General features: G+C 61.0%; 21 protein-coding genes. 11 read left to right on the top strand and 10 right to left on the bottom strand.

From position 1 onward, the window contains the following. Positions 1-314: 314 nt before the first annotated feature. Positions 315-1,559, bottom strand: coding sequence for a saccharopine dehydrogenase family protein (locus tag V8689_RS15555; RefSeq protein WP_056787403.1), 1,245 nt, complete (start codon positions 1,557-1,559; stop codon positions 315-317). 28 nt (positions 1,560-1,587) lie between these two features. Continuing rightward, positions 1,588-2,685 carry a carboxynorspermidine decarboxylase gene (locus V8689_RS15550; protein WP_056787406.1) on the bottom strand — a complete coding sequence of 366 codons (1,098 nt, stop codon included), beginning with the start codon at positions 2,683-2,685 and terminating at the stop codon, positions 1,588-1,590. A gap of 345 nt (positions 2,686-3,030) precedes the next feature. On the opposite strand from V8689_RS15550, the gene metE reads away from it, so the two are divergent. Continuing rightward, a complete protein-coding gene (gene metE, locus V8689_RS15545; protein ID WP_056787408.1) occupies positions 3,031-5,373 on the top strand; it encodes a 5-methyltetrahydropteroyltriglutamate--homocysteine S-methyltransferase in 2,343 nt (780 codons plus the stop codon). Between the two features lie 78 nt (positions 5,374-5,451). Here metE and V8689_RS15540 read toward each other — a convergent pair whose 3' ends face one another. Next, a complete protein-coding gene (locus V8689_RS15540; protein ID WP_056787411.1) occupies positions 5,452-6,606 on the bottom strand; it encodes a DUF1624 domain-containing protein in 1,155 nt (384 codons plus the stop codon). Between the two features lie 62 nt (positions 6,607-6,668). Between V8689_RS15540 and V8689_RS15535 the strand changes: the two genes are divergently transcribed. Continuing rightward, the gene (locus V8689_RS15535; protein WP_056787414.1) at positions 6,669-7,211 is read left to right on the top strand and encodes a DUF924 family protein; all 543 of its coding nucleotides are present in this window, start codon (positions 6,669-6,671) and stop codon (positions 7,209-7,211) included. On the opposite strand, the gene V8689_RS15530 is transcribed toward V8689_RS15535, so the two are convergent. Continuing rightward, entirely contained in the window at positions 7,208-8,647 is a 1,440-nt protein-coding gene (locus V8689_RS15530; RefSeq protein ID WP_056787417.1) for a hypothetical protein, read from the bottom strand. The genes V8689_RS15535 and V8689_RS15530 overlap by 4 nt on opposite strands. 146 nt (positions 8,648-8,793) lie before the next feature. Here V8689_RS15530 and yfcF point away from each other — a divergent pair, with 146 nt between their 5' ends. Continuing rightward, a complete protein-coding gene (yfcF, locus tag V8689_RS15525; RefSeq protein ID WP_056787422.1) occupies positions 8,794-9,426 on the top strand; it encodes a glutathione transferase in 633 nt (210 codons plus the stop codon). Here yfcF and V8689_RS15520 read toward each other — a convergent pair. Next, complete coding sequence (locus V8689_RS15520; protein ID WP_056787424.1) at positions 9,385-9,663, bottom strand: hypothetical protein; 279 nt, start codon at positions 9,661-9,663, stop codon at positions 9,385-9,387. The genes yfcF and V8689_RS15520 overlap by 42 nt on opposite strands. Before the next feature lie 138 nt (positions 9,664-9,801). Between V8689_RS15520 and V8689_RS15515 the strand changes: the two genes are divergently transcribed. After that, positions 9,802-10,446: a hypothetical protein gene (locus tag V8689_RS15515; protein WP_056787427.1), complete on the top strand. Its 645-nt coding sequence runs from the start codon at positions 9,802-9,804 to the stop codon at positions 10,444-10,446. 45 nt (positions 10,447-10,491) lie between these two features. Beyond that, a complete protein-coding gene (locus tag V8689_RS15510) occupies positions 10,492-10,833 on the top strand; it encodes a hypothetical protein (RefSeq protein ID WP_056787430.1) in 342 nt (113 codons plus the stop codon). Between the two features lie 152 nt (positions 10,834-10,985). On the opposite strand, the gene V8689_RS15505 is transcribed toward V8689_RS15510, so the two are convergent. Both V8689_RS15505 and V8689_RS15500 read right to left on the bottom strand, forming a co-directional pair. After that, positions 10,986-11,732, bottom strand: a complete 747-nt coding sequence (locus V8689_RS15505; RefSeq protein WP_056787433.1) for a creatininase family protein — start codon at positions 11,730-11,732, stop codon at positions 10,986-10,988. A 30-nt stretch (positions 11,733-11,762) separates the two neighbouring features. Further along, complete coding sequence (locus tag V8689_RS15500; protein WP_056787434.1) at positions 11,763-12,491, bottom strand: murein L,D-transpeptidase catalytic domain family protein; 729 nt, start codon at positions 12,489-12,491, stop codon at positions 11,763-11,765. 39 nt (positions 12,492-12,530) lie between these two features. On the opposite strand from V8689_RS15500, the gene V8689_RS15495 reads away from it, so the two are divergent. Further along, positions 12,531-14,132: a L,D-transpeptidase family protein gene (locus V8689_RS15495; RefSeq protein ID WP_056787436.1), complete on the top strand. Its 1,602-nt coding sequence runs from the start codon at positions 12,531-12,533 to the stop codon at positions 14,130-14,132. Positions 14,133-14,274: 142 nt separating this feature from the next. Here V8689_RS15495 and V8689_RS15490 read toward each other — a convergent pair whose 3' ends face one another. Beyond that, positions 14,275-15,666, bottom strand: a complete 1,392-nt coding sequence (locus V8689_RS15490; RefSeq protein WP_056787438.1) for a sensor histidine kinase — start codon at positions 15,664-15,666, stop codon at positions 14,275-14,277. Next, the gene (locus V8689_RS15485) at positions 15,644-16,327 is read right to left on the bottom strand and encodes a response regulator transcription factor (RefSeq protein ID WP_003191687.1); all 684 of its coding nucleotides are present in this window, start codon (positions 16,325-16,327) and stop codon (positions 15,644-15,646) included. The genes V8689_RS15490 and V8689_RS15485 overlap by 23 nt, the downstream gene beginning before the upstream one ends. A 797-nt stretch (positions 16,328-17,124) precedes the next feature. Between V8689_RS15485 and V8689_RS15480 the strand changes: the two genes are divergently transcribed. Then, a complete protein-coding gene (locus V8689_RS15480; RefSeq protein ID WP_056787441.1) occupies positions 17,125-18,030 on the top strand; it encodes a hypothetical protein in 906 nt (301 codons plus the stop codon). A 137-nt stretch (positions 18,031-18,167) separates the two neighbouring features. Here the strand turns inward: V8689_RS15480 and V8689_RS15475 are convergent, their stop codons facing one another. Further along, entirely contained in the window at positions 18,168-19,076 is a 909-nt protein-coding gene (locus V8689_RS15475) for a MurR/RpiR family transcriptional regulator (protein WP_003191682.1), read from the bottom strand. A gap of 284 nt (positions 19,077-19,360) precedes the next feature. Between V8689_RS15475 and V8689_RS15470 the strand changes: the two genes are divergently transcribed. From V8689_RS15470 to V8689_RS15455, 4 genes are all read left to right on the top strand, one after another. Continuing rightward, on the top strand, positions 19,361-21,298 hold the full coding sequence (locus V8689_RS15470) for a bifunctional 5-dehydro-2-deoxygluconokinase/5-dehydro-2-deoxyphosphogluconate aldolase (RefSeq protein ID WP_056787442.1): 1,938 nt from the start codon (positions 19,361-19,363) through the stop codon (positions 21,296-21,298). Between the two features lie 148 nt (positions 21,299-21,446). Further along, positions 21,447-22,334 (top strand): myo-inosose-2 dehydratase, encoded by an 888-nt coding sequence (gene iolE / locus V8689_RS15465; protein WP_056787524.1) that lies wholly within the window; start codon positions 21,447-21,449, stop codon positions 22,332-22,334. Positions 22,335-22,337: 3 nt separating this feature from the next. Then, a complete protein-coding gene (gene iolB / locus V8689_RS15460) occupies positions 22,338-23,126 on the top strand; it encodes a 5-deoxy-glucuronate isomerase (RefSeq protein ID WP_019817190.1) in 789 nt (262 codons plus the stop codon). A 26-nt stretch (positions 23,127-23,152) separates the two neighbouring features. Continuing rightward, complete coding sequence (locus V8689_RS15455; protein ID WP_056787445.1) at positions 23,153-23,974, top strand: TIM barrel protein; 822 nt, start codon at positions 23,153-23,155, stop codon at positions 23,972-23,974. Positions 23,975-24,084 lie beyond the last annotated feature (110 nt).

The following is a 24,084-nucleotide window of genomic DNA, read 5'->3' as shown; positions in this document are numbered from 1 at the left end:
CAGTCCAACAAGCTATACCAGGCCACGCCTGCGCCAATGTGAGCCCCGGTGCTGTTGCAGTGCTCAAGGGCGCTGAATACTCCGACGCGGAACCTGGAATGAACCGAAGTCCCAGATACGCCGGCGACTCATTGTGGGAGCTGGCTTGCCTGCGATGGCGGTGGTTCAGTGGAAAAATCATTGACTGACACACCGCCTTCGCGGGCAAGCCCGCTCCCACATTTTGATCTTTATTGTTCTTTGAGCTGTAGGTGAGCCCAAACAAAAAATGCGCCCCTAGGGGCGCATTCTTTTGCTCGGTCAGCGATGGCCTATCAGGCCGTCGCATCCCAGGCCCGATCACCGTGCTCGTCTTTGATCCGAGTCGGCAAGCCCATCACATCCAGCGCCTTGAGGAACGGCTCAGCCGGCAGTTCCTCGACGTTGGCCATGTGCTTGACATCCCACTCGCCACGCGCAACCAGCAGCGCAGCGGCTACCGGTGGTACGCCTGCGGTGTAGGAGATGCCCTGGCTGTCGGTTTCGGCATAGGCCTCTTCGTGATCAGCCACGTTGTAGATGAACATCTCACGCGGCTGGCCATCCTTGGTGCCTCTGACCAGGTCACCGATGCAGGTCTTGCCGGTGTAGCCCGGGGCGAGCGAAGACGGGTCGGGCAGCACGGCCTTGACCACTTTCAACGGCACCACTTCCAGGCCTTCGGCAGTCTTGACCGGCTGTTCGGAGAGCAGGCCGAGGTTTTTCAGCACGGTGAACACGTTGATGTAGTGTTCGCCGAAGCTCATCCAGAAACGCACGTTGGGCACGTCGAGGTTTTTCGACAGCGAGTGCACTTCATCGTGGCCGGTGAGGTAGAGGTTCTGCGAACCGACTACCGGTAGGTCGTCGGTGCGTTTGACTTCGAACATGGTGTTGCTGGTCCACTGGCTGTTCTGCCAGCTCCACACCTGCCCGGTGAATTCGCGGAAGTTGATTTCCGGATCGAAATTGGTGGCGAAGTATTTGCCATGGGAGCCGGCATTGACGTCGAGAATGTCGATCGAATCAATGCGGTCGAAATGCTGTTGCTGCGCCAGCGCGGCATACGCGTTGACGACACCTGGGTCGAAGCCCACGCCAAGGATGGCGGTGATGTTCTTCTGTTTGCACTCTTGCAGGTGGTTCCACTCGTAGTTGCCGTACCACGGCGGGGTCTCGCAGACCTTGCCCGGCTCTTCGTGGATGGCGGTGTCCAGGTAAGCCACGCCCGTGTCGATGCAGGCACGCAGTACCGACATGTTGAGGAACGCGGAACCAACGTTGATGACGATCTGCGATTCGGTCTCGCGGATCAGGGCCTTGGTCGCTTCCATGTCCAGGGCGTTCAGCGCGAAGGCTTGGATATCGGCGGGAACCTTGAGGCTACCCTTGGCCTTGACGCTGTCGATGATGGCCTGGCATTTGGAGATGTTGCGCGACGCGATAGCAATACGACCGAGTTCGTCGTTGTGCTGCGCGCACTTGTGGGCCACCACCTTGGCGACACCTCCTGCACCAATGATAAGAACGTTCTTTTTCAATTGCTTTATCTCTCCTTTATCCGCCAGCTCAGGACAGGCTGGACAGGTAGTCGTCGTAACCAAATTCACGAACCACCTCGACTGTACCGTCGAGTTGTTTCACTACGATGGACGGCATTTTCAGGCCGTTGAACCAGTTTTTCTTGACCATGGTGTAGCCTGCGGTGTCGATGAACGACAGCCGATCGCCGATGGCCAGCGGACGATCAAATTGATACTCGCCGAAGATGTCCCCGGCCAGGCAGGATTTGCCGCACACCATGTAGGTGTGTTCACCCTCGCTCGGCGCCAGCTTGGCGTTGAGGCGGTAGATCAGCAGGTCCAGCAGGTGGGCTTCGATGGAGCTGTCTACCACGGCGAGATTCTTGCCGTTGTAGAGGGTGTCGAGCACGGTGACTTCCAGGGAGGCGCTGTTGGTGATCGCCGCTTCGCCGGGTTCCAGGTAGACCTGTACGCCGTACTTCTCGGAGAAGGCTTTGAGCCGCGCGCAGAACGCGTCCAGCGCATAGCCTTCACCGGTGAAATGGATGCCGCCGCCGAGGCTGACCCACTTGACCTTGTGCAGCAGCGCACCGAAGCGTTCTTCGATGGTGCCGAGCATCTTGTCGAACAGGCTGAAGTCGCCGTTCTCGCAGTTGTTGTGGAACATGAAACCGGAGATCTGATCGATCACGCCTTCGATCTTCACGGGGTCCCACTCGCCCAGGCGGCTGAACGGGCGCGCCGGGTCGGCCAGCAGGTAGTCAGAGCTGCTCACCTGCGGGTTCACACGCAGGCCGCGGGTCTTGCCTTCGCTGCGTTCGGCAAAACGCTGCAGCTGGCTGATGGAGTTGAAGATGATCTTGTCGCAGTTCTCCAGCATCTCTTCGATTTCATCGTCGGCCCAGGCCACGCTGTAGGCGTGCGCTTCACCTTCGAACTTCTGGCGACCGAGCTTCAACTCATACAGCGACGACGAGGTGGTGCCGTCCATGTATTGCTGCATCAGGTCGAATACCGACCAGGTAGCAAAGCACTTGAGCGCCAGCAGAGCCTTGGCGCCGGACTGTTCGCGCACGTAGGCAATCTTCTGCATGTTGACCAGAAGCTTCTGTTTATCGATGAGGTAGTACGGCGTTTTGATCATTTTTGAGAGCCTGCGGCGGTGCCTGCCAAAAAAGGACACGCATTGTGCCCGCACTTGGAACAGATCGAAAGGTTAGCCGGCGGTTTTTGCGCGCCACGTTAAGCATAGGGCGTAAGTATGACCGTTCATAAGAATCCCCCCGCCCAAACTGTGGGAGCGCTCGAGCCTAAGCGAGGCCGCGATGACGGCCGCCCTGGCAACACAACCTCCCAAAGTAGCGCCGCCAAAATCCTGCCACCTAAACATGAGTAAATCTTGTGATGATCTAGAACAAAATGAGTTTGTCTCAAGACACCCCTCTGCCGACAATGACCGCCATCAATCACACCATCGGAGTTGTAAGTCATGGCAGTCGCTCATTCCCTCGGATTTCCTCGCATTGGACGCGATCGTGAACTGAAAAAAGCGCAGGAAGCGTTCTGGAGGGGTGAGCTCGACGAAGCCGGCCTGCGCGCCGTTGGCCGTGATATGCGCAGCACCCACTGGGCGCTGCAACAGCAAGCCGGCATCGAACTGCTGCCGGTGGGTGATTTCGCCTGGTACGACCAGGTGCTGACCCACTCACTGATGTTCGGCGTGGTCCCTGAGCGGTTTCGCCCGGCCGATGGCCAGGCCACGTTGCATACCTTGTTCGCCATGGCCCGTGGCGTCAGCGATAGTTGCTGCGGCGGTGCCCATGCCCAGGAGATGACCAAGTGGTTCGATACCAACTATCACTACCTGGTGCCGGAGTTCAGCGTCGATCAGCAGTTCCACCTGGCGTGGGACCAGTTGTTCGAAGAGGTCCAGGAAGCCCTCGACCTGGGGCACCGCGTCAAGCCCGTGGTGATCGGCCCGCTGACCTACTTGTGGCTGGGCAAGGCCAAGGGCGCTGACTTCGACAAGCTCGACCTGCTCGAGCGCCTGCTGCCGCTGTATGGCCAGATCTTCCAGCACCTGGCCGATTTGGGCGTGGAGTGGGTGCAGATCGACGAGCCGATCCTGGCGCTGGATCTGCCCCAGGACTGGAAGAACGCTTTTGAGCGCGCCTATAACCTGATCCAGCGCGACCCGCTGAAAAAATTGGTGGCCACCTACTTCGGTGGCCTGGAAGAAAACCTCGGCCTGGCCGCCAACCTGCCGGTGGATGGCCTGCATATCGACCTGGTGCGTGCGCCGGACCAGTACCCGACCATCCTCGACCGCCTGCCAGCATATAAGGTGTTGTCCCTGGGCGTGGTCAACGGCCGAAACGTGTGGCGCTGCGATCTGGAAAAAGCCCTGGCCACCTTGCAGCATGCCCATGAGAAGTTGGGCGATCGCCTGTGGGTCGCACCGTCCTGCTCGCTGCTGCACAGCCCGGTGGACCTGGAGCGGGAAGACCAGTTGGATGCCGAACTGAAAAGCTGGCTGGCCTTCGCCGTGCAGAAGTGCGCGGAAGTGGCGCTACTGGCCAAGGCGGTTGACCAGCCCGAAGCCCCCGACGTACTCGCCGCCCTGGCCGAAAGCCGCGCCGTGCAGGTGGCTCGTGCTGCATCGTCACGTATCCATAAACCCGCTGTTCAGGCCCGTGTCGCCGCCATTACTGCCCAGGACAGCCAGCGTCAGTCGCCATTTGCCCAGCGCATCGAAAAACAGCGGGCCGGGCTTAACCTGCCGTTGTTCCCGACCACCACCATCGGCTCGTTCCCACAGACCGCGTCGATCCGCCTGGCGCGCCAATCGTACAAGGCGGGTAAGTTGAGCCACGCCGAATACGTTGAAGCCATGCACAGTGAGATCAAGCATGCGGTTGAGGTGCAGGAAAATCTTGGCCTGGATGTGCTGGTGCATGGTGAAGCCGAGCGTAACGACATGGTCGAGTACTTTGCCGAGCAACTGGATGGCTACGTGTTTACCCGGTTTGGCTGGGTGCAGAGTTACGGTTCGCGCTGTGTGAAACCCGCGGTGATTGTCGGCGACTTGAGCCGCCCGAAAGCCATGACCGTGGAGTGGATTCGCTATGCCCAAGGGCTCACCGACAAAGTGATGAAGGGCATGCTCACAGGCCCGGTGACCATGCTGATGTGGTCGTTCCCACGGGAAGACCTGAGCCGCGAAATGCAGGCCCGGCAACTGGCCCTGGCGATTCGTGACGAAGTGGTGGACTTGGAAGCGGCCGGCATCAAGATCGTGCAGATCGACGAAGCCGCCTTTCGTGAAGGCTTGCCGTTGCGCCAGGCGCAGTGGCAGCACTACCTCGACTGGGCGACTGAAGTGTTTCGTTTGTGCGCGAGTGGCGTGGGCGATGAAACCCAGATCCACACCCACATGTGCTACAGCGAATTCAACGATGTGATCGAGTCCATCGCCGCCATGGATGCCGACGTGATCACCATCGAGACTTCACGCTCGGACATGGAGTTGCTCGACGCGTTCGAAGCCTTCGCCTACCCGAACGAGATCGGCCCGGGGGTCTACGACATCCACTCGCCACGGGTGCCGGATGCCTCGGAAATGGCCAACTTGCTGCGCAAGGCCGCCAAGCGGATTCCGGCAGAGCGCTTATGGGTGAACCCCGATTGCGGCTTGAAGACGCGGGGCTGGTCGGAAACGGAGGCGGCGCTCATCCACATGGTCACCGCCGCTCGCCAACTGCGTGCCGAGTCAACCTGTAGGAGCGAGCTTGCTCGCGAAAAACGCCAACGATTACGCGTAGCTTCTGAATGAACGCGGCGCCTGTGAGCTTTTCGCGAGCAAGCTCGCTCCTACAAGGGGAGGGGGGCAATATTCGCCCCCTGCATCAGGTCAGAGGTATTTGAGCCACGCCAGGTCGCGCCGCCGGGCTTTCAGGCCGGCGAACCAACGTACGGGCAAGTACAGGGCGATCGGCAACAGCAGCGCTGCCAGCCACACCGCACCGATACCGTCGAAACCAAAGTAATTGCCATGGTTGAGGCCAAACATCGCTACGCAGGCGACATAGAGGATTTTCAATACGTAGAGGTGCAACAGATAAAAGAACATCGGCGCCGCGCCGAACACCGCTAGCACGCCGATCCAGCGCTTATGCCCGGCGCGTTCAAATGCCAGCAGCAACAGCAAGCCAATCCCCAGGGTCAACGCCAGGAACAACAGCGAAGGCGGGTACTTGGTGATGTTGAAAAAGCTCATCAGCGTCAGCACGCCGCTGTCATACACCTGCCAAGGCTGCTCGCCGTAGCCATTGAGCGTGCGCAATAGCCCAAAACCCACCAACGCGCCCACCCCCGCGATCAGCAAATAACGCTGCCGCACAGCCGGCAGCGTGGCATTGGCAAACCATGGCCCGAGGCCGTAGCCCAGGGCAATCACACCGATCCATGGCAGCACCGGGTAGGTGGTGCGCAGGCGCAGGTTGTCAGACACTTCAATCCAGTTGCGTTCATGCAGGATCGTCCATGGCACATGCAACATCGAACCCGGTGCAAAGTGCAGCCCATCGAGCAGGTTGTGCCCGGCGATAATCACCAGCGCCACGCCGATCAGCCAGGCACGCGGCAGCCACACAAACGCGGCAAGGGCGATCATGCTGATGCCGATGGCCCAGATCACTTGCATATAGATCACGCTGGGCGGCAGTTGGAAGGTCCACGCGAAGTTGACCAGGGTGAATTCCAGCACCACCAGGAACAGCCCGCGCTTGAACAAAAAAGCCGACACGTCGCGACGGCCCTTGTACTTCTGGCCATACAGCCACGCCGACAATCCGGTGAGCAGCACAAACACCGGCGCACACAGGTGGGCGAGGGTGCGGCTGAAAAACAACGCAGGCTCGGTGCTGTCGATGCTCATGGGGTCGCTGACCTGGCGGTGCAGCAAGAAGGTTTCACGCACGTGGTCCAGCAACATGAACAGGATCACCAGGCCGCGCAGGGCGTCGATGGACAGCAGGCGTTTGCGTAAAGTCATAGCGTCAGTCATAAGTTAAGGATCACACGCAGGCACAATATTGACGTTATTCTATAACATTAAGCGAGGTAAGCATGACCCCTCAATCGGCCGAAGCGGTAATCGCGTTCTGGAAACAGGCGGGGCCCAAGCGTTGGTTTGCCAAGGACGAGGCGTTCGATACAGCCTTTCGTGACAGCTTCCACGCCACCCATATGCAGGCGGCGCGCCGCGAACTCGAAGACTGGTTGACCACGGCGGATGGCGCGTTGGCGTTATTGATCCTGCTGGACCAGTACCCGCGCAACGCCTTTCGCGGCACGGCGCACATGTTCGCCACCGACCCGCTGGCCCGGTTGTATGCGCGAAAGATGGTGGACGCGGGATTGGATCAACAGATCGAACCTCAATTGCGTGCGTTCTGCTATTTGCCTTTTGAACATTCGGAAGACCCCCAGGACCAGCAACGCTCCCTTACCCTGAACCAGCAGTTGGATGCCAGCACCTATCACTGGGCCAAGGAGCATGCCGATATCATTGAGCGGTTCGGGCGGTTTCCGCATCGCAATGGGGTGTTGGGGAGGAAGACCACCGATGAAGAGCTCGCCTTCCTCAAGGCCGGTGGCTTCGCCGGTTAGGCGTGTTCTGGCGCCATGCTTTGCTGGGCGCCAACACGGCGAAACCGCCGCACCCCCTTAAGGTCAATCGCCCACCGCAACGCTTCAGTGGCCGAAGGGCGCGGGCCTTGGGTGATCGCCTGTTCATCCTTGCCCAGTGCACTGAGGTAACCCTGTGTACCGCCGCGTTCGCTCCAGTAATGGGTGTGGCTGAGCCAGGATCTGGCCAGCCAGCCTTTGCCGTTGCCCACGGTCACCGGCAAGTCCAGCACGCCGCCGCCCATCACCGGCTTGACCGGGCCGCCGACGATGTCGCCGAATACGCCGAAGGGGGCAGGGAAGTACAGGTTGGTCCAGCGCGTGACGGCAAAGGCTGCGGCGTGGTGCAGGTAGTGCGGGGTGAAGGGCTTTTGGCCGAGCATCAGCGGTTGGCGGGCGTTGTAGCCGTAGCCCTGGGCGTCCTCGGTAGGCGGGCAGGCCGGGGCTTCGCGGCGTTTCATGCGCTGCTGGAAGTCACTGACGCTGCGGCCCAGTAACAGGCTGGCGTGGGCCATCGGGCTGCCGACGGTGACCAGGTCGGTGATGCGCCAGGGGTTCCCCAGGCCGCGCTGTTCGACGAACGCCTCGGCCTGTTGCTGACGAAAATTCAACAGGCTGCCCAGGCTGCCGTCCAGCGAGGCGCCGGCTGCGGGCAAGGTATCCTTGACCACCGGTTGCAGCGGTTCGCGGTTGGCATAACGGGCCGCCAGCTCACGGTTGCTGGGGTTCAGTTGGGTCAGTTGGTCGTGGTATTCATGCCAGAGGTAGCCGACGATGTCGTAGGCAATCACGCTGCCCAAACTGTGGCCCACGACGATGATGCGCTCGTAGTCGCCCTGGTTGTGCAGGGCGCGCAGCAGGTCTACACCATCGGCACGGATCTGCTCGCGCACCCTCACGTTCTGCGGGTTGGGGCTGAGGTAGCGTGCGGCGTCTCCCAGGTACGCCAGCGCCGAGTAGCGCAGCCCCAGTCCCATGGCCGCGAGCAGCAGGGGGATCAGCGCGAAGGGGTTGTCGTTGGCGGGCAACTGACCCCAGGCCGTAGCCAGTGCGCCGCTAGCAATCAATAGCAGTAATACCAGCACCGTCCAGCGCGTGCTGCGCCAGATCGGCACGATGGCGTCGGGGATGTCGCGACGCGGGCGCTTGAAGATGTCCCACAGCCAGCCCAGCAAATGGCCGAGCTTGGTACCCTGCATCTTGTGGGCCCAGTAGTACTCATAGAAATCCGTCGAGGTGCGGCCTGAGGACTTGAGTACGCGTAGGTCGAAGTTGCGCGACAGCCGATCGGGCTTGCTCCAGTACAGAGGTGTGCCATCGGGGGTGTCCGTGGGGATCATCGCTTCGACAAAGCCGCGCAAGGTGTCCATTGGGCGCTGTTCGCCGATGCCGTGGATAACCACAACTGCTTGTTTCATGTGCTGTTCCTTCCTTGAAAATCAGCGGTAGCCATAATATTGCCACTACCCGCGCTATTCCCGCCAGGAATGCCCCCATAAAAACCCTGCATTGTCTTTATCGGCCCGGATCTCGTAGCGTTATTGCTCACCCCAGGAGATTGCCCATGAGCCAAGGCCCGCTGCACCTCTACGTTGATTCGCTGTTTACCAGCCCTTATGCCATGTCGGTGTTTGTCGCCTTGCGCGAAAAAGGCCTGGCGTTCGAGACCCTCACCCTGGACCTCGATGCCGGGCAGAACCAGGCGACAGACTTCGCCTTGCGCTCTCTGACCCAGCGAGTGCCGACCCTGGTGGACGGCGACTTTGCCCTGTCGGAGTCTTCGGCCATCACCGAGTACCTGGACCAGGCCTACCCCGAAACCAGCGTGTACCCGGCGGATGTGCAGCAGCGGGCGAGGGCGCGACAGGTCCAGGCGTGGCTGCGCAGCGACCTGCTGGCGATTCGCCAGGAGCGCTCGACGCTGGTGGTGTTCTGCGGGCAGAAGAGGCCGCCATTGTCAGCAGAGGCTCAAGCCGCCGCGACCAAGTTGATCAGCGCGGCGCAAGCGTTGCTGGCGGATAACCGTGAGTACCTGTGCGGCCAGTGGTCGATTGCCGATGTGGACCTGGCGGTGATGCTCAATCGCCTGATCCTCAATGGTGACGCAGTGCCGGCGCAGTTGGTGGCCTACGCGCAACGCCAGTGGCTGCGGCCGTCAGTGCGCGAGTGGGTCGAGCTGCGACGCCCTCTGCTCTAGCTGCTGGGCGACCCGCCGGTCGAGGTCTTCCCAATCGGCCATGCCCAGCACGCGCATGGTGTTCAAGCCGCGCAAGTAGCCGCGCAGTTGCTGGGCGCTGGCGCTGTTTTGCGCGGCGTCGGCGTGTGAGTCCAGCAACACCGTTTCGTACTCGACCAGGTAGTCGGCGACTCGCTCGCGAAACTCTGGCAGTACCGCCTCGCGGATACGATCGAAGATTTTCTGGTAAGGCTTCATGGCGGGGTCCTTATAGATTTTATGGGCGGCCTGACACTATCGGTTCAAATGATAGTCACCATCAAGGATCACAAGTTCTGTTTTTTCGCCAAACGCGCAGAATCTGCACATCGAGACGCAGCCCAAGGAAAATGCGCGATGAGGACGATTATCCAGTTGGCTTTGATGGCCCTGATGCTGGGCACCGCGGTCATGACCACCCCGGCGATGGCCGATGAAGTGCGTACAGGCCATTTGCTGCCACTGGTGGGTAGCGTAGACTCCCTGCAGCGTGCCCAGTCGGTGGGGGTATTGTTCAGTGAAAACACCCGCGACAACCTCAGCTACCTTGAACGCTACCACGCCATGGCGCTGAACGGCGCCAAGGATGCGCTGGATGGGCGGATTCGCGAGGCGTTCGTCAACAGCTCCGACCCGGAACTGGCGATTGACTGGTTGATGCACTCGTTGCAGGGCACTTTTTTCTCGGTGACGGTCTATAGCAGCCTGGATGCCCTGGTGCAGGCGCACCCGGATGTGGTGGTGGTGCTCGATACCCATAACCAATTGCTGACCCAGCGTAATGACCGGGTCGAAGCACGCTTTGTCGCACGCTTTTATGACGCGAACCTGCAATTTATCGCCAAGGCCGAAGGCTCGGTGGACAAGCACGTGCCGTCCGTGTGGGTGCACGACAAGGCGGCGCCAGAGATTGCTGCACTGATCGAGCAACAACGCGATGTACAGCAAGATGCCCTGAAGCAGTTCGATGCGTCGCTCAAGGCCCTGGTTCGCGCAGGTTGACCCGCGAATGGTTGTGAACCCTATTGGTTATTTTCAGGAATGTATATGCGCTCTTTCTTCGCCCCGGCCCTGGCTTGTGTTTCGTTATTGCTGACCGGCTGTATCACGGCGCCCAATGCCCCATCGCTGACCCTGCAAACCGATAAAACCCCCGACGGTTATGTGCAGTGCGTGCTGCCCAAGCTGGAAAAGCACGGCATCACCTCGACCGTCACCCAGAACTCGCGCCACGCCAAGGTGCTGTTGACCAGCAAGATTGCTGCCGATGATGTGCTGGAGGCCTACAAGTCCCAGGACGGCACCAAGGTGTTCCTGTATGAGCGCAAGCCGTTGGCTTCGGCGATCAAGCCATCGCGGCTGGAGCAGGCCGCGCAGGATTGCAAATAAACCCGCACATACAACGCAAACCCACCCTGTAGGAGCGAGCTTGCTCGCGAAAAACGTCAACGATAACGCGGGCTTCCTGAATAAACGCGGCGCCTGTGAGTTTTTCGCGAGCAAGCTCGCTCCTACAGGGTAGGGTATTAGCCCCATTTGGATCAGGGTTTGGCTTCGTTGCTGAAGCTGTCGACAGTCTTGACCAGCCCTCGCGCCGCCAACGCCACCAACTCACCGCCTTTCTCCACGGTAGCCAACGCCGGGTCCGAGCCCATGCGGCCGTCAGGGAAGCGCGCACGGAAGTCCAGGGCTTCGCGGATCGGGCCGGTGTTGGCGATTTGCGGTGAGTATTCGGCAGACTTGATCGCGTCCGGATACGCCCACTGCGTCACGGCAATTTCCGACGGTGTGGCGTGGCTGCCATGCCCGACCGGGAATTGACGCTGGGCCAGGTCAGTGACGCCTTCCAGATCCCACCAGTTCACCAGCTTCAGCGCGAACCCGGCCGGGCGGCGGGCGAAGCTGGCTTCGGCGTACAGTTCGGAGAACGCCGCTTCAATCGTGGCGATGTTGCCGCCGTGGCCGTTGAGGAACAGGATCTTTTCGAAGCCATGCCCGGCCAGCGAGCGCACCCAGTCGCCAATCGCGGCGATAAAGGTGGAAGGGCGCAGGGAGATGGTGCCGGGAAAGCCCAGGTGGTGTTGGGCCATGCCGATATTGAAGGTCGGGCCGACCAGGATGTCGGCGTGCTTCTGTGCCTCATGAGCGATGATTTCCGGGCACATCCAGTCAGTGCCCAACAGGCCGGTGGGGCCATGTTGCTCGTTGGAGCCGATGGGAATCACCACCGTGCGGCTGCGTTCCAGGAACTGCCCTATTTCGATCCAGGTGGAGGTGTGTAGAAGCATGCGACGCTCTCTTTTATCTATGGGGACAGGCTATCCGCCACGGATTGTACGACTACTCGCCACCTGTTGGGGTTTGCAATTGAGGTAGGTCGATGACTTCAGCCAGCGCTGGTCGGGGTACCACGAAAACATGAACTGCCCGTCCTTGAGCTTGTCCACCACTTGGCGGGCAACTTGCGGGCGCACGGCCGGGCAACCCTGGCTGCGGCCGATGCGGCCTTCGCGCTTGCTCCACAACGGGCTGACGTAGTCGGCAGCATGAATCACGATGGCACGGTCGCGGGCCTGGTCATTGAAGCCGGGTTCCAGACCGTCCATGCGCAACGAGTAACCATGGGCGCCCAGGTAGCTCTCCTGGGTGCGGAACAACCCCAGGCTCGACTGATGGCTACCCTCGAGATTGGAGAACTGGGTGGCGAAGTTTTCCCCGGACTTGGCGCCGTGGGCCACCAGGTCGCGCAATACCAAGGTCTTTTTGCGCAGGTCGAAGATCCACAGGCGACGGGCGGTCGAGGGCTGGGAGTAGTCAATAACCGCTAGGCGATCGGAACGTTCCTCGCCGTTATTGACCGCGCACTGCACGGCGCTCAGGGCGCTTTTGAGCACGGTGGGATTGAGTTCTGGAGCAGAGCGCGCCAGGCTGCTATACAGGGAAGGAGAGGGGCCATTGGCGGCGAGCGCAACATTGCTCAATAAAGCCAGGCACCCGGTGATCAAGCCCAGGCTGGTTAGCCTGTGCCTGCGTATAAAAGTCAGCATCTACAGTCGAGTCCCCGCTGTGGAGTGGAGCTAAGTCAATTGTTCAAAAAACACGCATGTTACTTGAGCATTTGCCTGCTCGTTGCACCATTGGTCGCTACAGCCGAAACGCTGCCGATTGAACCCTTGCCCGTCACCACCCCCGCGCCGGTCGCGCTGGAGCCGCTGCAACAGGCCTTGGCGCAGTTGACCAGTGTCTGCCCGCACCTTGCGCCGCGTATCGATGCCGCCGCGTTGGCGCGCCTGCAAGCCTTTTACCAGCAGCAGGGCGATGCCCCGCTATGGGCGGCTGACGAACGCCGGCAAGCCTTGCACGCCCAGTTGCTGATGCTTGCCGACGATGGCCTGGACCCCACCCACTATAGCTTGCCTGCGACGGATGCAACGGCCAACGTACTGTGCAGCGATATCGCCAACAGCCAGCAGTACCTGCAAGCTCTGCAGGATTTGCACTACGGGCGCCTGCCGCAATCTCGCTTTGAGCCCCTCTGGCACTCCCAGCCACCCAGTGGCGACCCGAATACCGAGGTACTGGCGTTCGCCGCCACCGGCCTGCACGACATGGCCCAAGCCTTCGACCAGGCGCGGCCCAGCGCCGATTTGTACCGCAGCCTGCGCAATGCCTATGCCGGCGTGCGCCAGCAACCGTTGCCCCATTGGGACCCGGTCGCCGACGGCGCGCTGTTGCGCCCGGGGATGAACGACCCCCGCGTGCCGGATCTGGCGCGGCGCCTGCACAGCGGTGGCTACCTGGCCCAGTTGCCCAGCGGCAACGACAAGCAGTACCAGGGCGAACTGGTCAAGGCGGTGAAAGCCTTCCAGCTCAGCCACTCGTTACAGGCCGACGGCGTGATCGGCGCCGGCACCGTGGCCGAACTCAATATCAGCCCGGCGATGCGTCGTGAACAACTGCGCATCAACCTAGAGCGTTTCCGCTGGCTGGCCCAGGACCTGGAGCCTGAAGGCGTCGTGGTCAATGTGGCCGCCGCGCAACTGAGCGTGTACCAGAGCGGCATCCCGGTGTGGCAAACCCGCCTGCAAGTGGGCCGGGCCGAACGCCAGACGCCGTTGCTCAAGTCGCGCATCACCCGGCTGACCCTCAACCCCACCTGGACCATCCCGCCGACCATCATGCGCGAGGACAAGCTGCCGGCCATCCGTCTCAACCCTGAATACCTGCGCCAGCAAAACCTGCAAGTGCTCGACGCCGAGGGTCACCCGTTGACCCCCGACCAGGTCGACTGGGCACGCCCGGGCAATATCCTGCTGCGCCAGCAGGCCGGCCCGCGTAACCCGTTGGGCAAAATAGTGATGCGCTTTCCCAATCCGTATTCGGTGTACCTGCACGATACCCCGAGCCAACCGTTGTTCACCAAGGGCCCGCGGGCGTTCAGTTCGGGATGCGTGCGGGTCGAGCAACCATTGTTATTGCGCGACCTGCTGGTAACGCCGGCCGAACGCACCCGCACCGATGAGTTGCTGGCGACCGGCGAAACCCATGAGTTCAGGCTGGCCACGCCGGTACCGGTGCTGTTGGGGTATTGGACGGTAGAAGTGGATCGCCAGGGCGAGCTGGTGTACGCGCCGGATATTTATGCGCGTGACCCGGCGTTGATCAAGGCCATGGGTAACGTGTTATAGCGCCGATGGTCTTGATACGCATGTAGGAGCGAGCTTGCTCGCGAAAAACGTCAACGATAACGCGCGCTTCCTGAATAAACGCGGCGCCCGTGAGTTTTTCGCGAGCAAGCTCGCTCCTACATTGCGTTATTGCGTTAGGGTTCTATTCCGGCATCAGCTGCTGGCGGCATTCGAGCACCAAGCGGGCGCCGCCCAACTCACTGGTGCCGACCTCCAGCTTGAAGCCATGCAAGTTGATGATCGCCGCCACAATCGACAGGCCCAAACCAAACCCGCCTTGCTGATCACTCTCATCGACCCGATAGAAACGCTGGAACACCGACGCGCGCTCGGCGGCTGGAATGCCCGGCCCGGAGTCGAGCACTTCGATGCGCGTACTGCCCAGGTCGTTGACTGCCCGCAAGATCACCTTGCCCTTGGGCGGGGTGAACTTGATCGAGTTACTCAGCAGGTTGGCCAGGGCTTCAAACAACAGCGCACGGTCACCGGTAATCCACGGCAGTGAGTCAGGCGCCTGCAACACCAGCTCCAGTTCGCCTTCTTCGGCCAGGGGCAGGTAGAAGTCATGCAGCTCGCGCAGCAACGGCAGCGGGTCCAGCACCAGGAAGCCGGAGCGGCGCTGGTGGTCTTCCAGTTCCGAGATGCGCAGCAGCCCGCGAAAGCGCGCCATCAGCGTGTCGGTTTCGGCAATGGCGTCATCGAGCTTTACCGCGTGGGCTGAGTCTTCCTCGGCTTGTTGCTTGATGCGGTAAAGCTGGGCGCGCAAGCGGGTGAGCGGGGTGCGCAGGTCGTGGGCGATGTTGTCGCACACGCCCTTGACCTCGTTCATCAGTTTTTCGATGCGGTCGAGCATCGCGTTGACGATGGCGGCGAGCATGTCTAGCTCGTCGCGCCGGTTGGACAGCGGCAAGCGGTGCGTGAGGTCGCCGGCGACGATGGCCTCGGCGCTGGCCTGGATCCCGCGAATGCGCCGCAACGGGCGACGGCGCAGCAGGTGCCAGCCAGCCGCGCCGGGGATGATGGTCAAAGAGAGTGCCCACAGCAGGGCGTGCCAGATGATCCGCGTTACCCCGAACAACGAGCCGTTGGCGCGCACCAACACCAGCCAGCGGCCGTCTTCGGTGTGGGTGGCCACCGCGTCGCAACTGTCCTTGGGCAGTTTGGGGTCATCGGATTGCACGCAATTGGTCAGGGCGTGGATCTTGCCATCCAGCGGCAAGTCGGGTGGTACGGCGCGGATCGGCCCGCTCAGGGGGCGAAATTGCTCATCGAACAGGCCATAGGCGTCCACGCCCTTCATGTCGAAGGTCATACTGGTGGTAAGCGCTTCCACCAGTTCTTCGCCGTCAAAACGCTGGAACAGGTGTTGGCGTTGCAGCAGGGAATGGCGCGATAAGTCGCTGAGGTAGCCCGACACCTCGTAGTACAGCACCCCCATGAGGATGCAGCTCCAGGCCACGAACAACGAACTGTACAGCGCCAGCAAGCGGCTGCTGGAAGAGCGCCAGCCTTTAGAGGGGTTCAGCAATGACATAACCCGAGCCTCGTACCGTGCGGATCAGCGGCGTGAGGCCCGGTGGGTCGATTTTCTTGCGCAGACGGCCAATGTGCACGTCGATCAGGTTGGTGCCGGGGTCGAAGTGATAGCCCCAGACTTCCTCGAAAATCATCATCCGCGACAGGATCTGCCCGGTGTTGCGCATCAGGAATTCAAGCAGTTTGTATTCGGTGGGCAGCAGGGTCAGCGGCTGGTCGGCACGGCTGGCTTCGCGGCTGATCAGGTTCAGTTCCAGGTCGGCCACGCGCAGGGCGGTTTCGAACTCCTGGACCGTGCTTTTACGCCGCAGCAGCACCTCGACACGGGCGGCCATTTCATCCGAGGCGAACGGCTTGGTCAGGTAGTCATCGCCGCCGGCACGCAGGCCGCGCACGCGCTCGTCGACATCGGAGAGGGCGCTGATCATCAGGATCGGCGTAGACACCCCAATGGTGCGCAACGTGGTGACGATGGCCAGGCCATCGAGTTCGGGCAGCATGCGGTCGAGGGTGATCAGGTCGTAATCACCACTCACGGCGCGGACCAGGCCCTCGCGGCCGTTGTCCACCCAATCTACGTCCAGTCCATGGCTACTCAGCTCGGCGACAATCTCGCGGGCCGTTACGGCGTCATCCTCGATGGTCAAAATGCGGGTCATAGGAGTACCTGGTGAGCGTTCACACTAGAAGTGGCGACATTTTGCCAAGAAGTTGCTGAATGTTTCCTAAATAAAACTTCATCTTCCTGAAACTGGTACTACATCGAACACTGTGGGAGCTGGCTTGCCTGCGATGGTGGCCTACCAGCCGACACTTCTCTACCTGACACCCCACAATCAAACTGTGCGGGCTTGCTCGCGAAGGCGGCCTGGCAGTCAACACAGTTGGACCGGGTACATATCCGTTATTTAGGTAACGGCCACTTAGGGTTCCGCTCTGACAGCGGGTCACTTTTGGAAAAGAGCCCCAAAAGTAACCAAAAGGGCTCTTGCCCCACCACTCGGCACCTCGCCCAGGCTCGGTGTGCCCGTAATCCGCCAGTGATTTGGGGGGCCGCCGCCACGCGCCATCCATGGCGCGGGGCGGCTAAACCGGCATCCCTGCCGGTTTACCCCCCAAATCACTGTCGAATTCCGGCCAGCGTGGTTTAACGGGGCGCCTAAGATCAAAAGCAGATCAAGAGCGGCTCGCTTCGCATCGTGGTTAGCGTCGGCTGCTACAGGCTACAAAGTTGTGTAGATACCTATGGCCATCGCAGGCAAGCCCGCTCCCACAGGGGAGTGCATTACGCCCGCCTGATATCGCCGTTTATTGCAATCTGCATGATGTGGCTAAGTTCAATTTAAATAAATCATTGAAATCAAAGGAATTTAATTTTAATCGCGACTGGCACGCTGCCTGCACTGTCCGTTTTGAGACTTGTAACATCATTTTTCGTGCCTGGAGCAAAACAACAATGATCACATCCTCATCCACGCTGCAAGAGTCAAGCACGCTCTCCGGGGTTTCCTGGGGGGCGATTTTCGCCGGGGCCGCTGCGGCGGCTGCCTTGTCATTGATCCTGGTGTTGCTGGGTTTCGGCCTGGGCTTTTCGGCGGTGTCGCCGTGGGCGGACAGCGGTATCAGCGCCAAGGGCCTTGGTATTTCCACGATTGTCTGGCTGGCGTTCACCCAGATCGTCGCTTCTGGCCTGGGCGGTTACATCGCCGGTCGGTTGCGGGTGAAGTGGGCCAATATGCATGGCGACGAGGTGTACTTTCGCGATACCGCCCATGGTTTCCTGGCGTGGGCAGTGGCCACATTGATCACGGCGATGCTGGTGGTCGGTTCGGTCAGCAGTGTGGCCAGCGGCGGCGTGAAAGCGGGTGCGAGTGTGGCTTCGGGCGCGGCCAGCGGCCTCACCCAGGCGGCGGGCAGTGCGGCTAAGGGTGCCGACAGTGGTGACTTCGGTTATTACGTCGACAGTCTGTTCCGCGATGATCGTCCTGCGGCGGTCAGCGATGATGCAGCCCACGCCGTGGTCGGTCGCATCCTGACGCGTACGTTGAGCAACGACGGCCAACTGGCAGCGGAAGACCGCGCCTACCTGGCTCAACTGATCAGCCAGCGCACCAACCTCAGCCAGGCCGATGCCGAAGCTCGTATCGACAAGGTCTATGGCGATGCGCGCAAAGCCGTTGAAGACGCCAAGCTCAAAGCCAAGCAGGCCGCCGAGACCGCGGCGAAAGTGGCGGCCTACACCTCGCTGTGGACCTTTGTAGCGCTGCTCATCGGTGCGTTCTTCGCCAGCTTTGCCGCCACCTTCGGCGGTCGCCGCCGGGATGCCGTGGTGTACGTCGAAACCGAAAACTACGTTCGTTAATTCAAGGAGAACATGATGCGCTCATTACTGCTGTGGTTCCTCGGCGTGCCGATTCCGGTGATCATCCTGATCGCGATCTTCATGCACTAAATCCACTCCTGGCTCGCTCCTACAGAGGGCAGATAGGGCAAGCCTTGTCAGTCGTCAAATCCTACCTGCTCATGGATTTCATCCACCTTCAATTCCAACCGATACGCCACCGCAATAAACAATGCCTGGCACAGGCACAGGGTGGCGCTCAACGAGCGGAAAGCAAACGAAGAACCTTCATTGACCAACAGCACCGCGTTCGCCCGCTTGGCCAGGGGCGACAGGTTGCTGTCGGTGATGATCAGGGTCTTGGCCTGGTGATGCTGCGCGATGCGCAGGCAGTGCTGGGTCTCCTTGCCGTAGGGCGTAAAACTGATCGCAATTACCAGGTCATTGGCGCGCACGCTGCGCATCTGCTCGCGGTAACTGCCACCTAGCCCCGAGATCAAGTGGATGCGCTTGTTGGTGTGCTGCAGGTTGTAGACCAGGTAGTCGGCTACCGCAAAAGAGCGGCGCACGCCGACCACGTAGATGTTGTCGGCATTGACCACCAGGTCCACGGCTTTCTCGAAAGCCGCATCGTCCAGCTCCAGCCCCAGGCGTTCGATGCCCGAGAGGGTGGCGTTGACGCACTCGCGCGCCAGGTCGCCGCCGCTGGCCTTCTGCGACTTGTTGGCGATCATGCTGCGGATGCGCTGCTGGTAGTTCTGCACCGGTGTGGTCTTGTGGGTATACGCCTCGCGAAACAGCGCCTGCATCTCACTGAACCCGCTGAAGCCGAAACGCTGGGAAAACCGCACGATGGCCGAGGGGTGCACTTCGCATTCCCGGGCGATGTCGCTGATGCGGTCGACCATAATCCGGTCGCTCTGCTGGCTCATGTAGCTGGCGATGCGCTTGAGCTGGCGCGGCAGGCTCTCGTATTCGTCGGTGATCAGCTGCAACAGGCGTTCGGCATTGACCGGAGGGCTGGCGACTGTTTCTTCCAGGGTGGTCTCGGGATCGGTGCGGGACATGGGCAATCCTTCTGGCGTGTTCGTCTGATGCGCTGATAGGTGGCGCAAGTCTACAGGGTAGGCGCAAAAAAATACCCCGGCATCACGGCCCGCGTGGCCTGCTGAAACGATGCATGGGCGCTGGCGTGCCACTATCCTGAAGTATTGGAAAAAATATTCCACATAAAATAATTATGGAATAAATATTGATTGCTGCCTCCGGACGTTCTAGTCTGCTCCCACCAAGAGCGTTTGCCGTCGCCACGGCGGCACAACGCAGGCTGATAAAAATAACAGGAGCCAGCATGGGCCAGACTCGTTTTGCCAGTGGGCGTCAATTGGATCTGATTTGCCTCGGGCGCCTGGGCGTCGATCTCTATGCGCAGCAAGTCGGTGCGCGGCTTGAAGATGTGTCCAGCTTCGCCAAATACCTCGGCGGTTCCTCCGCCAATATCGCTTTCGGCACCGCCAGGCTTGGGCTCAAGTCGGCAATGCTGAGCCGGGTAGGCGATGACCATATGGGCCGTTTCCTGGTGGAATCCCTGGCCCGCGAAGGCTGCGATGTCAGCGGCATCAAGGTCGACCCGGAGCGCCTCACCGCCCTGGTGCTGCTGGGCCTAAAGGATCGCGAAACCTTCCCCCTGGTGTTCTACCGCGAAAACTGCGCCGACATGGCCCTGCGCGCCGAAGACATCAGCGAAGCCTTTATTGCCTCCAGCAAGGCGCTGTTGATCACCGGCACGCATTTCTCCACCGACGGCGTGTACAAGGCCAGCCTCCAGGCCCTGGACTACGCGGCCAAGCACAACGTCAAGCGCGTGCTGGATATCGACTATCGCCCCGTATTGTGGGGCCTGGCGAGCAAGGCTGATGGCGAAACCCGTTTCGTCGCCGACCAGAATGTCAGCCAGCATGTGCAGAAGATCCTGCCGCGTTTCGACCTGATCGTCGGCACCGAAGAAGAGTTCCTCATCGCTGGCGGCAGTGAAGACCTGCTCACGGCCCTGCGCACCGTACGTGAACTGACCCCAGCCACCCTGGTGGTCAAGCTCGGCCCCCAGGGCTGCACGGTGATTCACGGCGCGATTCCGGCGCGCCTGGAAGACGGGGCGATCTACCCTGGTGTGCGTGTTGAAGTGCTCAACGTGCTGGGCGCCGGTGATGCCTTTATGTCGGGCTTTCTCAGCGGCTGGATCAATGACGCCAGCGATGAGCGTTGCAGCCAGTTGGCCAATGCCTGTGGCGGCTTGGTGGTGTCACGCCACGCCTGTGCGCCAGCGATGCCGACACCCGCCGAACTTGATTACCTGTTCAACAGCCCGGTGCCCATCACCCGGCCGGACCAGGACGTGACCCTGCAACGCCTGCACCGCGTCACGGTGCCGCGCAAAGCCTGGAAGCAGCTGTTCGTGTTTGCCTTCGATCACCGTTGGCAATTGGTGGAGCTGGCGCAAAAAGGCGGCCAGGGCCCTGAGCGCATCAGCGACATCAAGCAGTTGTTTATCCAGGCTATCGAACGCGTGGAGCGCAAACTCAGCGAGCAGGGCGTCGAGGCCGATGTGGGCCTGCTCGCCGACCAACGCTTTGGCCAGGATGCGCTCAACGCCGCCAGCGGTCGCGGCTGGTGGATCGCGCGCCCGGTGGAAGTGCAGAACTCGCGGCCCCTGGCGTTCGAGCACGGGCGTTCGATCGGCAGCAACCTGATTGCCTGGCCCCAGGAGCACATCATCAAGTGCCTGGTGCAATTTCACCCCGATGACGAGCCGATGCTGCGCCTGGAACAGGAAGCGCAACTCAAGGCGGTGTACGAGGCGTCGCTGGTCAGTGGTCACGAACTGCTGCTGGAAGTCATCCCGCCCAAGGATCATCCGTCCACCTACCCGGACGTGCTCTACCGCAGCCTCAAACGCCTCTACAACCTGGGCATCTACCCGGCCTGGTGGAAGATCGAAACCCAGTCGGCTGAAGACTGGAAAAAGCTCGACGAACTGATCCAGGAACGCGACCCGTACTGCCGTGGCGTGGTGTTGCTGGGCCTGAATGCTTCCCCCGAATTTCTCGCCGATGGTTTCAAGCAAGCCAGCCAGAGCAGCACCTGCCGTGGGTTTGCCGTGGGCCGCACGATCTTCCACGAGCCGAGCCGGGCGTGGATGGCGGGGGAGATCGATGACGAAACGCTGATCCAGCAGGTGCAGCAGACCTTCGAACAGCTCATCAACGCCTGGCTCAACGCCCGAACCTGATACATGACCGATACCTGTAGGAGCGAGCTTGCTCGCGAAGATCGTTAACGATTACACGGGCATTCTGGCGAAACGCGTTGCCCTTGCGTTTTTCGCGAGCAAGCTCGCTCCTACAGTTGAAAGCGACTTGAATAATAAAGGTGCAGCCATGCCCGCAATCCGAATTGGCATCAACCCGATCTCCTGGAGCAACGACGACCTCCCGGCCCTCGGCGGTGAAACCCCGCTGAGCACGGCCCTGAGCGAAGGCAAGGACATCGGCTACGAAGGTTTTGAACTCAACGGCAAGTTCCCCAAGGATGCCCAGGGCGTCGCTGAAGTGTTGCGCCCCTATGAGCTGGCGCTGGTGTCCGGTTGGTACTCCAGCCGCCTGGCGCGCCGTTCGGTGGCTGAAGAAATCGAGGCGATTGCCGCCCATGTCGAACTGCTCAAACACAACGGCGCCTCGGTGCTTGTATACGGCGAGGTGGCCGACTCGATCCAGGGTTCGCGCATCCGCCTGATCGAGCGCCCGCGTTTTCACAGTGAACAGGCCTGGCAGGCTTACGCCGACAAACTCACGGAACTGGCGCGCTTCACCTTGTCCCAGGGCGTGCGCCTGGCCTACCACCACCATATGGGTGCCTACGTCGAATCCCCCGACGACATCGACCAGTTGATGAAACGCACGGGGCCGGAAGTCGGCCTGCTGTTCGATTCGGGCCACTGCTACATGGGCGGCGGCGAACCCATCGACGTACTGCGCAAACATATCGAACGCGTCTGTCATGTGCATTTCAAGGACGTACGCAAACCCGTGGTGCAACTGGCGCGCAACCAGATGTGGAGCTTCCCGGACTGCATCGTCAACGGCACCTTTACCGTGCCCGGCGATGGAGATATCGACTTCGCACCGTTGCTGGATGTGTTGCTCGCAGCGAACTACAAGGGCTGGCTGGTGGTGGAGGCCGAGCAGGACCCGGCCGTGGCGCCCAGCTATATCTACGCGAAGAAGGGTTACGACACCCTGCGTGCGCTTCTTAACCAGAGGACTTGAGTGATGAGCTTGTTGGTCAAAAGCAGCAAACGCGGGCAAACCATGGTGGCGCTGGAAGCGGGGCGCCTGGAGTACGTAGGCTTTGCCGCCTACCGTTTGAGCCTGGGCGAAACCCTGCCGGTCAGTGCGGGGGATCAGGAGCTGTGCCTGGTGCTGCTCAGCGGTCGGGTGAATATTGAAGGCGAAGGCTTCAATTGGCAGAACCTGGGTGATCGCCAGTCGGTGTTCGAAGACAAGTCACCGTTCGCCGCCTATTTGCCGCCGGGCACTGACGCCCGGGTCACGGCCCTGAGCGATGTGCAGATTGCCGTCTGCGCAGCGCCGGGTGCTACGGGTTTTGCCCCGCGCCTGATCCGACCCGAGCAGTGCAAACGCAGTGTGCGCGGCAAAGGCGCCAACACCCGCTACGTGTGCGACATCCTGCCCGACAGCGAGCCGGCCCATTCGCTGCTGGTGGTGGAAGTGCGCACGCCGTCGGGGCATTCCTCAAGCTACCCACCGCACAAGCACGACACCGACGACCTGCCGCACCAGAGCTTCCTGGAAGAGACCTACTACCACCAGGTCAACCCGCCCCAGGGCTTTGTATTCCAGCGCGTGTACACCGACGATCGCAGCATCGACCAGGCCATGGCCGTGGAAAACAGCGACCTGGTGGTGGTGCCCAAGGGCTATCACCCGGTCAGCGTGCCGTACGGCTACGAGTCTTATTACCTGAACGTGATGGCCGGCCCCAAGCGCGCCTGGCATTTCCATAACGACCCGCAGCACAGCTGGCTGCTGGACCTATAACCGGTGTTGGACGGAGAACAACAATAATGAAGTCGCCGCTACGTTTTGCCCTTAACCGCATGGTCGCCCCCAACCTGTCCTTGCCGGATTTCATCCAGTTGGCGGCGGCCCTCAACTGCGAGGCCATTGAGATTCGCAATGACCTCAAGAACCGTGAAATCGAATACGGCACACCCGCCAGCCGCGTGCGCGAGTTGTGCGCGGCGCAGGGCATCAAGGTGCTGTCGATCAACGCGCTGTACCCCTTTGATGTGTGGAACGACGAACGCCGTGCCCAGGCAATCGAACTGGCCACCTACGCCCGTGAGTGCGGGGCCGAAGGCTTGGTGATGTGCCCGTTCAATCAGCCTGGCGATACGCGCAACGATGCGCAGCGCGCCGCCGGTTTGCGCACGGCGTTGAGCGAACTGGCGTTGATCCTGCGCGAGTACGGAATTCTCGGTTTCATCGAGCCCCTGGGCTTCACGGTATCCGCTCTGCGCCGCAAGCGCGTGGCAGTGGACGCCATCAAGGCTATCGGTGGCCTGGATGTATTCCGGGTGGTACACGACACCTTCCACCATCACCTGGCCGGCGAGCATGAGTTCTTCCCGGAACTCACCGGGCTGGTGCATATCTCGGGCGTGGAAGACCGCGAGGCACCGTTGGACTCGATCCGCGACGGCCACCGCGTGCTGGTGGGCGAGGACGATATTCTCGGCAATGCGGCGCAGATCGACACGTTGCTGAGCACCGGTTACAGCGGCTATTTGTCGTTCGAGCCGTTTGCCGAAAGCGTGCACGGGGTGGCGGATATCCGGCAGGCGTTGGGCAGCAGCATGGCGTATTTGCAAAAGCCCCTGCCGTAACGCGATCAAAAATGTGGGAGCTGGCTTGCCTGCGATAGCGGTGTGTCAGGCAATACCTGTGCAACTGATAGACCGCTATCGCAGGCAAGCCAGCTCCCACAGTGGATCGG

Origin of the sequence: Pseudomonas sp. AK181, assembly GCF_051122975.1 — a bacterium.
Taxonomy (GTDB): domain Bacteria; phylum Pseudomonadota; class Gammaproteobacteria; order Pseudomonadales; family Pseudomonadaceae; genus Aquipseudomonas; species Aquipseudomonas lactis.
This window is presented reverse-complemented; position numbering and strand designations above follow the sequence as displayed.